Origin of the sequence: Devosia sp. (genome assembly GCF_028290435.1) — a bacterium.
Taxonomy (GTDB): domain Bacteria; phylum Pseudomonadota; class Alphaproteobacteria; order Rhizobiales; family Devosiaceae; genus Devosia.
The window spans coordinates 45,160-60,443 of record NZ_JAQGJV010000085.1; the positions used below are offsets into that span (position 1 = coordinate 45,160).

Genomic DNA, 15,284 nt, shown 5'->3' on the forward strand with positions numbered 1-15,284 from the left:
GCGGATGGCAGTTTTGTGACGGCAGTTTAGGGGGAATGGAGGGGATGTATAGGGGCAACGCGCTCAAGTGTTCGCGTCAGATCACCGCGACATCGAAGGCGGCGGCCATGAGGGCTTTGGTATAGTCCTCCTGCGGCGCGGCGAAGATGTCGGCGGCTGGGCCTTGTTCGACGATGCGGCCGTTGCGCATGACGATCAGCGTATTGGCGAGCGCGCGGATGACCTTGAGGTCGTGGGAGATGAACATATAGGTCAGGCCGTGCTTCTGCTGCAGCTCGCGCAGCAGGTCGACCACATTGGCCTGGATCGACACATCGAGCGCGGAGGTGGGCTCGTCCAGCACCACGAATTTGGGCGACAGCACCATGGCGCGGGCGATGGCGATGCGCTGGCGCTGGCCGCCGGAGAATTCGTGGGGATAACGGAAGCGGATTTCGGGCGGCAGGCCGACTTCCTCCAGGGCGTGGATGACGCGGTCGTCACGTTCGGCCTTGCCGATCTGGGGGGCATGGACTTCGAGACCTTCGCCGATGATGCCGGCGACCGACAGGCGGGGGCTGAGCGAACCGTAGGGGTCCTGGAAGACGATCTGCATATCGCCGCGGAGCGGGCGCATGGCTCGCCAGGATTTTTGCTGGATTTCATTGCCGAGCACGACGATGCGGCCTTTAGAGGAAATTAACCTCAGCAGTGCTGCCCCCAGTGTGGATTTGCCCGAGCCGCTTTCGCCGACGACGCCGAGCGTCTCGCCCTGGCGGATGGTGACATCGACACCGTCGACGGCCTTGATGTGGCCGACGGTGCGCCGCAGCAGGCCGGCCTTGACGGGGAACCAGACGCGGATGTCGGTGGCTTGTACAATGAGTGGCGCTTCGGGATTGGCCAGAGGCGGCTGGCCCTTGGGTTGGGCGGCGAGCAGGCGCTTGGTATAGGCGTGCTGCGGGGTGTCGAAGACTTGGGCGACGGGGCCGGTCTCGACGATTTCGCCCTGGGTCATGACGCAGACGCGGTCGGCGATGCGCCGAACGATGCCCAGATCGTGGGTGATGAACAGCATGGCCATGCCGAGGCGCTGCTGAAGTTCCTTGAGCAAGAGCAGGATCTGGGCCTGCACGGTGACGTCGAGCGCGGTGGTGGGCTCGTCGGCCACCAGCAGGTCGGGCTCGTTGGCGAGCGCCATGGCGATCATGACGCGCTGGCGCTGACCGCCCGAAAGCTGATGTGGATAGGACGCGAGGCGGCTGGCGGGATCGGGAATGCCGACCTGTTCGAGCAGTTCGATGGTGCGGGCGCGGGCCGCATTGGCGCGCAGGCCCTTGTGGATGGCGAGGACTTCCGCCACCTGCCGGCCGATGGTGTGGACCGGGTTGAGCGAAGTCATCGGCTCCTGGAAGATCATCGAAATATCGTTGCCGCGCACGGCGCGCAATTCGGCAGCGGAGACGGCGAGGAGGTTCTGGCCCTTGAAGTTGACCTGGCCGGAGAGCGCCGCAGATGGCGGCAGCAGCTTGAGGATGGACAGCGCGGTTACGGACTTGCCCGAGCCGCTTTCACCCACCAGGGCGACAGTTTCGCCGGGGGCGATATCGAAGGATACAGACTTGGCCGCAGTGTTGGGGCCGAAGGCGATGGTCAGGTCGCGGATTGAGAGGAGGGGGGTGGTCACGCTGGCGTCTTCCGTGGATCAAACGCATCTCGCACGCCTTCGCCGATGAAGACCAAGAGCGTCATCATGATGGCGATGGTGAAGAAGCCGGTAAGGCCGAGCCAGGGGGCCTGGAGGTTATTCTTGCCCTGCGCCAGCAATTCGCCCAGCGACGGCGAGCCGACGGGCAGGCCGAAACCGAGGAAATCGAGCGAGGTCAGCGTGGCGACTGAGCCCGAGAGGATGAAGGGCACGAAGGTCAGTGTGGCGACCATGGCGTTGGGCAGCAGGTGGCGCCACATGATGGTGAGGTTGGAAACGCCCAGCGCGCGGGCGGCATTAATATATTCGAAATTGCGGCCGCGCAGGAATTCGGCGCGCACAATGCCGACCAGCGACACCCAGGAGAACAGCAGCAGAATACCCAACAGCACCCAGAAGCTGGGGGCGATGACGCTGGAGATGATCAGCAACAGGTAGAGCGCGGGAACCGAGGTCCAGATTTCGATGAAGCGCTGGAACAGCAGGTCGGTCCAACCACCGAAATAACCCTGCACGGCCCCGGCGGCAACGCCGATGATCGAGGACAGGACGGTGAGGACAAGACCGAACAGGATGGAGATGCGGAAGCCATAGATCAGCCGGGACAGCACGTCGCGGCCGCGATCGTCGGTGCCCAGCCAGTGATAGGTGCCCCAATTGCAACCCGGATCGGCGGCGAGCAGCGGATAGCCGGCGCAGCGAGCGTCGCGGCTCATCATCCAGCTCGGGGAGACGGCGCCGGACTGGGGGGTGAAGCTGTCCACGGTATTGTAGCTGAAGCGGATGGGCGGCCACAGCGTCCAGCCATTGGCGGCGATCTCGTCGGCGATGAACTCGTCGCTGTAATCTGTGAAGGCGAGGAAACCACCGAACTTGGACTCGGGGTAGTCGACGAAGGCGGGGGACAGCAGTTCGCCCTTGTAACTGATCAGGATCGGCCGGTCGTTGGCGATGAAATCGGAGCCCAGAGTGATGACGAAGAGGACGAGGAAAATCCACAGCGACCAGTGACCGCGCCGGTTGCGGCGGAAGGCGTCGAGGCGGCGCCGGTTCATTGGCGAGAGCCAATCGGCGCGCGGTGGAGCGGTGGCGGCGGCCTCGGCGGCGATCTCGCTCATACCTGGCGGCTTTCGAAATCGATGCGCGGATCAACCCACATATAAGCGAGATCCGAGATGAGCCCGATGACGAGGCCGAGCAGCGAGAAGACGTAAAGCGTGGCGAAGACCACGGGATAATCGCGACTGGTTATGGCTTCGAAGCCCAGGCGGCCCAGGCCATCGAGCGAGAAAATGGTTTCGATCAGCAGCGAGCCACCGAAGAAGGCGCCGACGAAAGCGCCGGGAAAGCTGGCAATGATCAGCATCATGGCGTTGCGGAAAACGTGGCGGTAGAGCACCTGGTTTTCGGTGAGGCCCTTGGCGCGGGCGGTGGTTACGTATTGCTTGCCGATCTCGTCGAGAAACGAGTTCTTGGTGAGCATGGTGGTGGTGGCGAAAGCGCCGAGCGCCATGGCGATAATGGGCAGCACCAGATGCCAGAAATAGTCGATGACCTGACGATACCAGGGGAAGCTGTCAAAGCCCGTCGAGGTCAGCCCTCGCAACGGAAACAGCGACCAGAAACTGCCGCCGGCAAAGACCACAATCAGGGCGATGGCGATGAGAAAGCCCGGGATGGCATAGCCGACGATGATGACGGTTGAGGTCCAGACATCGAAGCGCGAGCCCTCGGTGATGGCCTTCTTGATACCGAGCGGGATGGAAATGCCGTAGGAAATCAGCGTCATCCACAGGCCGAGCGAGATGGAGACCGGCATCTTCTCCTTGATCAGGTCGACCACCGAAATGTCGCGATAGTAGCTGTCGCCAAAATCGAAGCGGAGATAGTTCCACAGCATCATGCCGAAGCGTTCGAGCGGTGGCTTGTCGAAGCCGAACTGCTTTTCGATGCGGGCGATGAGTTCGGGCGAGAGGCCGCGCGAGCCGCGATAGGTGGAGACATTGGCGGCGTTGGCTTGCTGGGGGGCGGCGTTGGTAAAATCGCCGGTATCGCCGCCGGTGACGCGCTGGGTCATCGAGTTCTGGGCGCCGCTCATATTGGCGATGGCCTGTTCGACCGGGCCGCCGGGAGCGAATTGCACGACGAGAAAGGAAATCGCCATGATGCCGAAGACGGTCGGGATCATCAGCAGCAGGCGGCGAAGGATATAGGCGCCCATTCCGTTCCCTTTGACGAGCGTGTCGCCGCATACCCTAAATCGCGCGTGCCGAGCGGCAAATCACCTTGCGGTGAAACGGCTTGGCGGGGAATGCAGCATGCAAGCGGGAGGAATGCAAGCGATGCGCGCGTGAGGGGTTGCGGCAAGAACGCGTGCCGTTCAGGATCGAATAGTCCAAACGGAGGCAATTCATGAGCTTTGAAATCATCGCCCAGGTCGAGGACCCGTCAATGGCGCGGGTGCTGGTGGTGGCGCTTAGGGCGCATGGATTTCATCCGCTGGAGGGGGGCGAGGGTGGCCTGCCGGGACTACCGGGAGTTTTCGGTCCGAAGGGCGTGCCGGTGCAGGTCCCGGAGGAGGAAGCGGCGGACGCGCGGGTGCTGGCGGACGACCTGTTGCGCGAAATGCTGGAACCATAGGGTTTTGCGGGCATTGACCCCAAAATAAGCCAGATTCACAGGCATTGCTGAGTTCGATAGGTTCGGCGATTGAACATGTAGTGTGGTTTGGCTATAAGCCGGCTAAATGTTAACCTTTATTAAGCCTTGGGCAGGAGCAAGCCGATGATGGTTTGGATGCGCGGATCGTTGTCAGCAGTTGGCTTGGCGATGATGGCAATGACTGTGGTCGGATGCTCGACGGCCTCCAATACGGCTGGTCTCAATACCATTCAGGCGCCGTCGCAACTGCGCCCCGTGCAGGGTTCGACCGTGGCGCAGGGCAGCCTGCCGGCCATTGGCGCGACCGGGGCTCCGGCGCCGGGCCTGTCCGGACAGCCCGTATTAGGCGGCGTTGCGGCGCAGCCGGCAGGCGGGTTCAGTACGCTGCCGCCTATCCAGGGCGGGACGCAGACGGCGATGGTCAATGGCCAGCTGGCGCCGATCGCCCAGCCGGGCATGGTTAGTTCCGGCCCTGAAGGCGTGTGGACTGCGTTGGCGGGAACCAGCCAGTGCCGCCTGAATCTGCCGCTGACGCTCAAGGAAGGCTCAAACTATTATCGCGCCTCGGCTCCGGGCTGTGCCCTGCCGAGCCTGGCCGCGGTTGCCGGGTGGCAGCAGGTCGGCGCGCAGCTGCAACTCTATGATGTGAACGGCAATATCGCCGGTTCGCTGACGCCAAGCGGCGGCCGTTACATTGGTGTTCTCGGCGGCGGTCAAGCCATCACCATGCAGCGCTAGGATTTGACTGAGGCCGGTCTGCAAACGGCGGTTCACTGCGCTTCCGGTGCTCACGTACAGCGGTACGCTGCGCTCCGGTTCTCGCGAACCGCCGTTTTCGACTCGGCCTGAGCCAAATCCAACATCCGAAAATCGTAGTGACCATTTCACAAACCTCCGCTTCTGAAGGTCCAGTCAGTGCTGCTTATGTGGCGCTGGTGGAGCGGGGGGCGTTTGTGGGGGATGGGGCGCAGCGGGAGGCGGCGCGGTTGCTCGATGGGGTGGCCGAGGGGCTCCAAAACAGCAAGCATGCTGGATTTCTTGCTCGGCTGATCGACAAGCCGGAGCCGGTCAAGGGGCTCTACCTGTTCGGCGAGGTCGGGCGCGGCAAGACCATGCTGATGGACCTGTTCTTTGCCAATGTGTCGATCACCCAAAAGCGGCGGGTGCACTTTCACGAATTCATGGATGAAATCCATGCCGGCATCGCGGCATTTCGCAAGAAGGCGAAAGCCAAGGGCGACGATGGCGATCCGGTCGAGGCGGTGGTCAAGTCGATCCTGAAGTCGCGGCTGCGGTTGTTGTGCCTCGACGAATTCCACGTTCACGACATTACCAATGCGATGCTGCTGTATCGGCTGTTCGACAAGCTGTTCGCGGCCGGTGTGACGCTGGTGGCGACAAGCAATGTGGCGCCGGATGGGCTCTACAAGGATGGGCTCAACCGGGAGTTGTTTGTCCCGTTCATCAAGCTGCTGAAAGAGCGCACCACGGTGGCGGAGCTGCCGGCGGCGCGCGATTATCGGCGGCTGAAATTTGCTGGGCAGGATGTCTATTATTTCGGGACCGGGCCGACGGCGCGGGCGGCGATGGACAAGCTGTGGCTGCGGGTTACTGGCGGCGAGGTGGGCCAGCCGACCAGCGTAGAGAGCACGGGGCGGCAGATCGCTGTGCCGTTGGCGGCAATGGGGGCGGCGCGGTTCGGATTTGCCGATCTGTGCGGAAAGCCACTGGGATCGCGCGATTTCGTCAAAATTGCGCATGCGTTCGATTCGATCATCATCGACGACGTGCCGCAGATGGACCGGACGCGCAGCGACTGGGCCAAGCGATTTATCCTGCTCATCGACAATCTCGATGATCGCGGGGTGAAGCTGGGCGCGAGCTTCGCCGTGCCACTGGAGCAGTTGGCGAGCGACGACAAGACGGCGTTCGAGTTTCAGCGCACCGTGTCGCGCCTGATCGAAATGCAGTCTGAAGACTATCTCGCCCAGGGTTTGCGCGATGCGGGGGCTGCCGAAACGGCATAGGGCCTTGACCCATGGGCATGGCCGCAAAGCCTTTTAAGACGAAGGGTTCACTTGCCCTGAAATGGGTACAGGGTTAAGAGGTGCGCCAAATCAACGCAGTCGGAGATTGAGGCTTATGGCGCGCAAAAAGATCGCTCTCATCGGTTCTGGGCAGATCGGTGGAACTCTGGCCCATCTGGCGGCCATGAAAGATCTGGGCGATATCGTGCTGTTCGACATTGTCGACGGCGTGCCGCAGGGCAAGGCGCTGGATATTTCCCAGTCCGCACCGGTCGAAGGCTATGATGCCAAGGTCACCGGCACCTCCAAATATGAAGACCTCAAGGGCGCCGATGTCGTCATCGTCACCGCCGGCGTGCCGCGCAAGCCGGGCATGAGCCGCGACGACCTGCTGGAAATCAATCTCAAGGTGATGGAGCAGGTTGGCGCGGGTATCGCCAAGTATGCGCCCAAGGCTTTCGTGATCTGCATCACCAACCCGCTCGATGCCATGGTGTGGGCGCTGCAGAAGTTCTCGGGCCTGCCCACCAACATGGTGATCGGCATGGCGGGCGTGCTGGACTCTTCGCGCTTCGTGCATTTCATCGCCGATGAACTCAAGGTTTCGGTCGAAGACATCAACGCCTTCGTGATGGGCGGCCATGGCGACACCATGGTGCCGCTGGTCCGCTATTCGACCGTCGCGGGCATTCCGCTGACCGACATCGTCAAGATGGGCTGGATGAGCAAGGAAAAGCTCGACGCCATCGTCCAGCGTACCCGTGATGGCGGCGCCGAAATCGTCGGCCTGCTCAAGACCGGCTCGGCCTTTTATGCACCGGCGACTTCGGCAATCGCCATGGCTGAAAGCTACCTCAAGGACAAGAAGCGGGTGCTGCCGGCTGCGGCCTATCTGGACGGCCAGTATGGCGTCAAAGGCACCTATGTGGGCGTGCCGGTGGTGATCGGGGCCGGTGGCGCTGAGAAAGTCATCGAAATTTCACTGAACAGTGCTGAACAGAAGGCGTTCGACAAGTCCGTTGGGGCTGTCGAAGGGCTGATCGAGGCGTGCAAGGCAATCGCGCCGAAGCTGAAATAATCCCTGACGGCACTCTGAAAGCCGCCGCTGGACGTCTAGCGCGGCTTTCTGCGCTTCCGGTGCTCACGTACTGAACGTACGCTGCGCTCCGGTTCTCGAAATCCACGCCATCCGCCTCAGCGGACGGCTCCCAGAGCACCATCAGGTGGTGCCCCACAAAGGGCCAAGACAATGAATATCCACGAACACCAGGCCAAGGCGCTGCTGAAGACTTATGGCGCGCCGGTGGCTGAGGGCGTCGCGATTTTCTCCGCAGACGAGGCTGCTGCGGCGGCCAAGTCGTTGCCGGGGCCGCTTTATGTGGTCAAGAGCCAGATCCATGCGGGCGGGCGCGGCAAGGGCAAGTTCAAGGAACTGGGCCCCGATGCCAAGGGCGGCGTGCGCCTGGCCCGGACGATCGACGATGTTGTCGCGTTCTCCAAGGAAATGCTCGGCAATACGCTGGTGACCAAGCAGACCGGCCCGGCCGGCAAGCAGGTCAACCGGCTCTATATCGAAGACGGCGCCGATATTGCGCGCGAACTCTATTGCTCGCTGCTGGTCGACCGCACCTCGAGCCGTGTGTCGTTCGTCGTCTCGACCGAAGGCGGCATGGATATCGAGGCGGTGGCGCATGACACGCCCGAAAAGATCATCGCGGTGGATATCGATCCGCTGGCGGGCGTGACCGACAAGGACGTGGCCGACATCGTCGCCGCGCTCAAGCTCGACGGCGACGCCAAGGCCGATGCGGCCAAGCTGTTCCCGATCCTCTACAAGGCCTTTGTCGAGACCGACATGAGCCTGCTCGAAGTCAACCCGCTGATCGTTTTGACCGACGGGCACCTGCGCGTACTCGACGCCAAGGTGAGCTTCGACAACAATGCGGCGTTCCGCCATCCGGAACTCGCCGAACTGCGCGACCTCAGCGAAGAAGACGCCAAGGAAATCGAAGCCTCCAAGTTCGACCTGGCCTATGTGGCGCTCGATGGCAATATCGGCTGCATGGTCAATGGCGCGGGCCTTGCCATGTCCACCATGGACATCATCAAGCTCTATGGCGCCGAGCCGGCGAACTTCCTCGACGTTGGTGGCGGCGCCACCAAGGAGAAGGTGACGGCGGCGTTCAAGATCATCACCGCCGATCCGGCAGTGAAGGGCATCCTGGTCAATATCTTTGGCGGCATCATGCGCTGCGACGTCATTGCCGAGGGCGTGATCGCCGCGGTCAAGGAAGTCGGCCTGACGGTGCCGCTGGTGGTGCGGCTGGAAGGCACACGCGTCAAGGAAGGCAAGGAAATCCTCAATAAGTCGGGCCTGAACGTGATTTCGGCCGACGACCTGGATGACGCGGCACAAAAGATCGTCGCCGCCGTCAAGTCCGCCGCCTAAGCCCTGTAAAAGAGACCAAACCCATGTCAATTCTCGTCAATAAAGACACCAAGGTTCTCGTTCAGGGCCTCACCGGCAAGACCGGCACGTTCCACACCGAACAGGCGCTGGCCTATTACGGCACCCAGATGGTGGGCGGGGTGAACCCCAAGAAGGCCGGCGAGACCTGGACCAGCGGCGTCGATGCTTCGGCATCGCTGCCGGTGTTCGCATCGGTTGCCGAGGGCAAGGAGCGCACTGGCGCGACGGCATCGGTCGTGTACGTGCCGCCTCCCGGCGCGGCGGCAGCCATCATCGAGGCTATCGAGGCGGAAATTCCGCTGATCGTGTGCATCACCGAGGGCATTCCGGTGCTCGACATGGTGCGGGTCAAGGCGCGGCTGGCTGGTTCCAAGTCGCGGCTGCTTGGGCCGAACTGCCCGGGCGTGCTGACGCCCGAGGAATGCAAGATCGGCATCATGCCGGGTTCGATCTTCTCCAAGGGTTCGGTGGGCATTGTTTCCCGCTCGGGCACGCTTACCTATGAAGCAGTGTTCCAGACCACCAATGAAGGCCTTGGCCAGACCACCGCTGTCGGTATCGGCGGCGACCCGGTCAAGGGCACGGAGTTCATCGATATCCTTGAAATGTTCCTGGCCGACGAAGCGACCAAATCGATCATCATGATCGGCGAAATCGGCGGTTCGGCCGAGGAAGATGCCGCGCAGTTCCTGATCGACGAGGCCAAGAAAGGCCGCAAGAAGCCGATGGCCGGTTTCATCGCGGGCCTGACGGCACCCGCAGGGCGCACGATGGGTCATGCTGGCGCCGTAATTTCGGGCGGTAAGGGCGGGGCCGAAGACAAGATCGCGGCGATGGAAGCGGCCGGTATCAAGGTCTCGAAGTCGCCGGCACGGATCGGCAAGACTCTTGCCGAAGTTCTGAAAGGCTAAGGCAGCCAAGTGGGTTTCCTCCTCCTGCCGGAGGAGTTGGGTGAGGGGGCTTCCCCTCATCGAATTGTGACCGGACCGGTCGCATGTCGGACACAGAACAGTGGTAGCTCCACCCTGGGTTCGACGAGACTAATGAGCCGCGTTCCTGCTCAGGGAGCGCTTCATTTAACAGGATACTAAGGATAAGCGGTCAGTATCCGACCTAATTTAAGGACCGCATGCGGCTGGATCTTTCTCCAGCCCGTTCAGAAGGATGGCGGGGCGTGGGCCTCGCGACAAAAAGCGATGACACGACAGGAAAAGAACGACACGTTCTTGCTGACCTCGTTCCTCTATGGTGGGAACGCCGACTACATTGAGCAACTCTATTCCAGCTTCAAGGCTGATCCGTCCAGCGTCGATCCGACCTGGGCGAGCTTCTTCGGCAAGCTGGATGATACCGGCAGCGACGCCAAGAAGAGCGCCGACGGCCCGAGCTGGGGCCGCAAGGATTGGCCGCAGAGCGCCAATGGCGAACTGGTCAGTGCGCTCGACGGTAACTGGGGCGAAATCGCCATCAAGACCGAAAAGGTCATGGCCAAGAAGGCCGAGGCCACTGGCGCTCCCGTAGCGACAACGGCCGATATCCTGCAGGCCACGCGCGATTCGATCCGCGCCATCATGATGATCCGTGCCTATCGCATGCGCGGGCATCTGCATGCCGATCTCGACCCGCTCAAGCTCAAGGCCGACGAGCCGGCGCCGGAACTCGATCCGCGCAGCTACGGCTTCACCGAGGCCGATTTCGGCCGTAAGATTTTCATCGATAACTATCTGGGGCTGGAATACGCCACGATCCCCGAAATGCTGGCGATCCTGGAACGCACCTATTGCGGCACGGTCGGCATCGAATTCATGCATATCTCCGATCCCGAAGCCAAGCAGTGGATTCAGGAGCGCATCGAGGGGCCGGAGAAGGAAATCACCTTCACGCCCGAGGGCAAGAAGGCAATCCTCAGCAAGCTGATCGAGGCTGAGGGCTTTGAGAAGTTCCTCGACGTCAAGTTCACCGGCACCAAGCGGTTTGGCCTCGATGGTTCGGAATCGCTGATCCCGGCGCTGGAGCAGATCATCAAGCGCGGCGGCGCCATGGGCATCAAGGACATCGTCCTGGGCATGGCGCATCGCGGTCGTCTGAACGTGTTGACGCAGGTGATGCACAAGCCGCACCGGGCGCTGTTCCATGAGTTCAAGGGTGGCGCTTACTATCCCGAGGACGTGGAAGGTTCGGGCGACGTCAAGTATCACCTGGGCGCTTCGTCGGACCGTGAGTTCGATGGCAATAAAGTGCATCTGTCGCTGACCGCCAACCCCAGCCATTTGGAGATTGTCGATCCGGTGGTGCTGGGCAAGTCGCGCGCCAAGCAGGACCAGCATATTGCGCCTGACGGCAAGCTGATCAACATCGCCACCGACGGCAAGCCGGACCGCACCATGGTGCTGCCGTTGTTGCTGCATGGCGATGCGGCCTTTGCCGGGCAGGGCGTGATCGCCGAATGCCTGGGGCTGAGCGGCCTCAAGGGGCACCGCACGGGTGGCTCGATCCATTTCGTCATCAACAACCAGATCGGCTTCACCACCAGCCCGCTGTATTCGCGTTCGTCCCCATATCCGACCGATGTGGCCAAGATGATCGAAGCGCCGGTGCTGCATGTGAACGGGGACGATCCGGAAGCGGTAGTGTTCGCCGCCAAGGTGGCAATCGAGTTCCGGCAGAAGTTCGGTCGCCCGGTGGTGATCGACATGTTCTGCTATCGCCGCTTCGGGCACAATGAGGGCGACGAGCCTTCGTTCACCCAGCCGATGATGTATTCCAAGATCCGGGCGCACAAGACGACGCTCGAGATCTATTCGGAGAAGCTGATCGGCGAGGGCCTTCTGACGGCCGAACAGCTCGAAGAGCAAAAGGCCGGCTGGCGCGCGCATCTGGAAGGCGAATTCCAAGCCGGGCAGGACTATCGCCCCAACAAGGCCGATTGGCTGGATGGTGCCTGGAGGGACCTCCGGCCCGCCGAGCAGGACGGCCCGCGTCGCGGCGATACCGGCGTGGCCATCGATACGCTGGCCAAGCTTGGCGCCAAGCTGAGCTATGTGCCAGCCGATTTCAACGTCCACAAAACCGTCAAGCGGTTCATGGACAATCGTCTTGCCGCGATCGAGGCGGGCGAGGGGATCGATTGGGCAACGGCGGAAGCGCTGGCATTCGGCACGCTGGTTACCGAGGGGCACCCGGTGCGCCTTAGCGGCCAGGACGTGGAACGTGGCACCTTCAGCCAGCGCCATTCGGTGCTGAACGACCAGGTGGACGACCACACCTATACGCCGCTCAACAATCTGAGCGAGGACCAGAGCCGCTATGAGGTCATCAATTCGATGCTCTCGGAAGAGGCAGTGCTGGGCTTTGAGTATGGCTACTCGCTGGCTGAACCGAAGGCGCTGACGATCTGGGAAGCCCAGTTCGGCGATTTCGTCAACGGCGCTCAGGTGGTGATCGACCAGTTCATCTCCTCGGGCGAGCGTAAGTGGTTCCGCATGAGCGGCCTCGTGATGCTGTTGCCGCATGGCTATGAGGGGCAGGGGCCGGAGCATTCGTCTGCGCGTCCCGAGCGCTTCCTGCAGCTGTGCGCGGAAGACAATATGCAGGTTGCCAACTGCACGACGCCGGCGAACTATTTCCACGCCTTGCGCCGCCAGGTGACCCGCGACTTCCGCAAGCCGCTGATCCTGATGACGCCGAAGAGCCTGCTGCGCCACAAGCGCGCCACGTCGGGCCTCAACGAGCTGGGGCCGGATTCGTGCTTCCATCGCCTGTTGTGGGACGATGCCGAAGCACCGGGCGCACCCAAGACGACGGTGCGGCTGGCCAGCGACGACAAGATCCGCCGCGTCGTGGTGTGCACGGGCAAGGTCTACTATGACCTGTTGGAAGACCGCGAAAAGAAGGGCATCAACGATGTCTATCTGCTGCGGCTGGAACAGCTCTATCCGTTCCCGGCCAAGGCACTGCTGGACGAATTGAACCGCTTCCCCAATGCCGAAATCGTCTGGTGCCAGGAAGAGCCGAAGAACATGGGCGCCTGGGCGTTCATCCAGCCCTATGTGGAATGGGTGTTCGACCAGATGGGCCGCAATGGCCAGCGCGTGCGCTATGTCGGCCGGCCGGCTTCGGCCTCGACGGCGACGGGCCTGATGCGCACGCATCTTGCCCAGCTCCAAGCGTTCTTGGACGAGGCTTACGCCAGCTAACAAATGCCGATAGCGCTTTAAAGCGTCAGCGTTACCAGCTAATTTGCGGCGTCCCGCTCAGGGACGCCTGAGACATAAACAAAGGACCTGCCAATTATGTCGACCGAAATCCGGGTGCCGACCCTGGGCGAGAGCGTTACCGAAGCCACGATCGGGCAATGGTTCAAGAAGGTGGGCGACACCGTTGCTGCCGATGAGCCACTGGTCGAGCTGGAGACCGACAAGGTCACCATCGAAGTGCCTGCTCCTGCGGCCGGCGTGCTGGAAGCCATCGCGGCCAATCCGGGCGATACGGTTGACGTCGGTGCGCTGCTGGGCGCCATCGGCGGCGCCGGTGCGGTGGTGACGCCCAAGCCGGTTGAGGCCAAGGCGGCCGTTCCGGCAGCCAATGCTGCGGGCCCCGAGCCGATCAAGCCGGCTGCGCCCAGCGCAGCGCCGGTCAATGGCACCATGATGCCGCCGGCTCCCTCGGCGCAGAAGCTCATCAATGAGAACGAGCTCAACGGCTCGGAAATCGAAGGTTCGGGCAAGCGTGGACAGGTGCTCAAGGAAGACGTGCTGGCAGCGCTGAGCCGCCCGATCACCCCGCCAGCCGCTTCCGTGGCCCAGGCGGCCGCGCCTGCGGTTGCACAGGCCGCGCCTGCAAGCACACCGGCGGCGCCTGCTGTCGAGGCTCCGAAGGCTCCCGCCGCGCCGCGTGCGCCGGTAGCCGCCGACGACGCCTCGCGCGAAGAGCGGGTCAAGATGACCCGCCTGCGCCAGACCATTGCGCGCCGCCTGAAGGACGCCCAGAACACCGCCGCCATGCTGACCACTTTCAACGAAGTGGACATGAAGCCGGTGATGGATTTGCGCAATTCCTACAAGGAGTTGTTCGAGAAGAAGCATGGCGTCAAGCTCGGCTTCATGGGCTTTTTCACCAAGGCTGTGGTGCATGCGCTCAAGGAAATTCCCTCGATCAATGCCGAGATCGATGGCGACGACCTGATCTACAAGAACTACGCCCACATCGGCGTGGCCGTGGGCACCGAAAAGGGCCTCGTCGTGCCGGTGGTGCGCAATGCTGACTCGATGTCGATCGCCGAGATCGAAAAGTCGATCAACGGCTTGGGCAAGAAGGCGCGCGACGGTCAGTTGTCGATGGCCGACATGCAGGGCGGCACGTTCACCATCTCCAATGGTGGCGTGTACGGCTCGCTGATGTCGACGCCGATTTTGAACGCGCCGCAGTCGGGCATTCTGGGCATGCACAAAATCCAGGAGCGGCCGATTGCCGTGAATGGCCAGGTCGTGGTGCGGCCGATGATGTACCTGGCGCTGAGCTACGATCACCGCGTGGTCGACGGCAAGGAAGCCGTGACGTTCCTCGTGCGGGTGAAGGAAAGCCTGGAAGCGCCGGAGCGGCTTGTCTTGGACCTATAAGCGGTCTGAGAGGTTTGAGTTTGAGGGCTCGCCGGAAGGCGGGCCCTTTTGTTTGTGGGTCATGGCGAGGATGCGGGCTAAACGTCCCCCCACCCCTGACCCCTCCCCACGAGGGGGAGGGAGACGATGAACCGCTAGCTCGGTGGAGTAGTCGCGAAGACAGACTGGGAGGGTCTCCCTCTCCCTTGTGGGAAGGGGACAGGGGGTGGGGGTGCCCTTTGGGCGCGGAAATCAGGCTTTGATATCACCGCTGACGGCGATGCTTGGCACCCTAAAGCCCATTGCGATCCAGGAGCCAAGAAGCTTGGCGTAGAATCCGGCGGCTGCCATGGCGCCGGCCGGGATATCGCCGGTGAGTTGAGTGCCGGGCGGCAGGTTGGTGGTCTGGGTGCGCAGGTCCAGTGGGGGCAGGGGCTGTCCGGCCCAGAGGCCGGCATAGAGGCTCAGCCAATGGCCGTTCTTGAATTCGGTGAAGACCGGTGTGTTGCAGCACCTGGCCAGGACGCGCCGTGTGGGCGAGGTTGGCGTCAGGTGAAACTGGGCGAGGTTTTGGGTGCCGTCCGGAAAACGAACGCGATCCTTTCTGTAGAGCAGGTAGTGGGTGCCGCCATTGCGTTGCTGGAGCGGAAAGGCTGGTGGTACGGAAGCGAGCCGGGCGCCGGCCTCTCGGCAGCTTGTGCAATGACATTCCGCATTGATGATCGGCTCGCCGATGAGCTCAAGGTGGAACTGGCCACAGGCACAGCTCAGGCGGGTGGTGGATTGTGGCATCGGAACGCTGGTCCTTTTGCGGTGACGAGGGCGCCCGCATCTCGACGCCG

At 62.4% G+C, this 15,284-nt stretch carries 12 protein-coding genes; 8 read left to right on the forward strand and 4 right to left on the reverse strand.

The genetic code is table 11. The annotated features are described in order from the left end of the window. Window positions 1-76: 76 nt before the first annotated feature. Genes JWP26_RS18990 through JWP26_RS19000 form a run of 3 tightly spaced genes read right to left on the reverse strand, consistent with a single transcriptional unit; the run spans window position 77 to window position 3,908 of the window. A complete protein-coding gene (locus JWP26_RS18990; RefSeq protein WP_299731488.1) occupies window positions 77-1,666 on the reverse strand; it encodes an ABC transporter ATP-binding protein in 1,590 nt (529 codons plus the stop codon). After that, on the reverse strand, window positions 1,663-2,805 hold the full coding sequence (locus tag JWP26_RS18995) for an ABC transporter permease (RefSeq protein WP_299731491.1): 1,143 nt from the start codon (window positions 2,803-2,805) through the stop codon (window positions 1,663-1,665). The genes JWP26_RS18990 and JWP26_RS18995 overlap by 4 nt, the downstream gene beginning before the upstream one ends. Next, on the reverse strand, window positions 2,802-3,908 hold the full coding sequence (locus tag JWP26_RS19000; RefSeq protein ID WP_299731494.1) for a microcin C ABC transporter permease YejB: 1,107 nt from the start codon (window positions 3,906-3,908) through the stop codon (window positions 2,802-2,804). The genes JWP26_RS18995 and JWP26_RS19000 overlap by 4 nt, the downstream gene beginning before the upstream one ends. A 191-nt stretch (window positions 3,909-4,099) precedes the next feature. Here JWP26_RS19000 and JWP26_RS19005 point away from each other — a divergent pair, with 191 nt between their 5' ends. The 8 genes from JWP26_RS19005 to odhB all read left to right on the forward strand — a co-directional run bounded on the left by JWP26_RS19005 (window position 4,100) and on the right by odhB (window position 14,463). Beyond that, window positions 4,100-4,327 (forward strand): hypothetical protein, encoded by a 228-nt coding sequence (locus JWP26_RS19005; protein ID WP_299731497.1) that lies wholly within the window; start codon window positions 4,100-4,102, stop codon window positions 4,325-4,327. A 198-nt stretch (window positions 4,328-4,525) separates the two neighbouring features. Continuing rightward, on the forward strand, window positions 4,526-5,086 hold the full coding sequence (locus tag JWP26_RS19010) for an AprI/Inh family metalloprotease inhibitor (RefSeq protein ID WP_299731500.1): 561 nt from the start codon (window positions 4,526-4,528) through the stop codon (window positions 5,084-5,086). Window positions 5,087-5,223: 137 nt separating this feature from the next. After that, complete coding sequence (gene zapE / locus JWP26_RS19015) at window positions 5,224-6,375, forward strand: cell division protein ZapE (protein ID WP_299731503.1); 1,152 nt, start codon at window positions 5,224-5,226, stop codon at window positions 6,373-6,375. 115 nt (window positions 6,376-6,490) lie between these two features. Then, the gene (gene mdh, locus JWP26_RS19020; protein ID WP_299731506.1) at window positions 6,491-7,453 is read left to right on the forward strand and encodes a malate dehydrogenase; all 963 of its coding nucleotides are present in this window, start codon (window positions 6,491-6,493) and stop codon (window positions 7,451-7,453) included. 171 nt (window positions 7,454-7,624) lie between these two features. Further along, entirely contained in the window at window positions 7,625-8,824 is a 1,200-nt protein-coding gene (gene sucC, locus JWP26_RS19025; protein WP_299731509.1) for an ADP-forming succinate--CoA ligase subunit beta, read from the forward strand. 23 nt (window positions 8,825-8,847) lie between these two features. After that, window positions 8,848-9,756 (forward strand): succinate--CoA ligase subunit alpha, encoded by a 909-nt coding sequence (gene sucD, locus JWP26_RS19030; RefSeq protein WP_299731512.1) that lies wholly within the window; start codon window positions 8,848-8,850, stop codon window positions 9,754-9,756. A gap of 285 nt (window positions 9,757-10,041) precedes the next feature. Beyond that, on the forward strand, window positions 10,042-13,041 hold the full coding sequence (locus JWP26_RS19035; protein WP_299731515.1) for a 2-oxoglutarate dehydrogenase E1 component: 3,000 nt from the start codon (window positions 10,042-10,044) through the stop codon (window positions 13,039-13,041). Window positions 13,042-13,137: 96 nt separating this feature from the next. Then, window positions 13,138-14,463, forward strand: coding sequence for a 2-oxoglutarate dehydrogenase complex dihydrolipoyllysine-residue succinyltransferase (gene odhB / locus JWP26_RS19040; RefSeq protein ID WP_299731518.1), 1,326 nt, complete (start codon window positions 13,138-13,140; stop codon window positions 14,461-14,463). Between the two features lie 231 nt (window positions 14,464-14,694). Here odhB and JWP26_RS19045 read toward each other — a convergent pair whose 3' ends face one another. Further along, window positions 14,695-15,234 (reverse strand): hypothetical protein, encoded by a 540-nt coding sequence (locus JWP26_RS19045; RefSeq protein ID WP_299731521.1) that lies wholly within the window; start codon window positions 15,232-15,234, stop codon window positions 14,695-14,697. Window positions 15,235-15,284 lie beyond the last annotated feature (50 nt).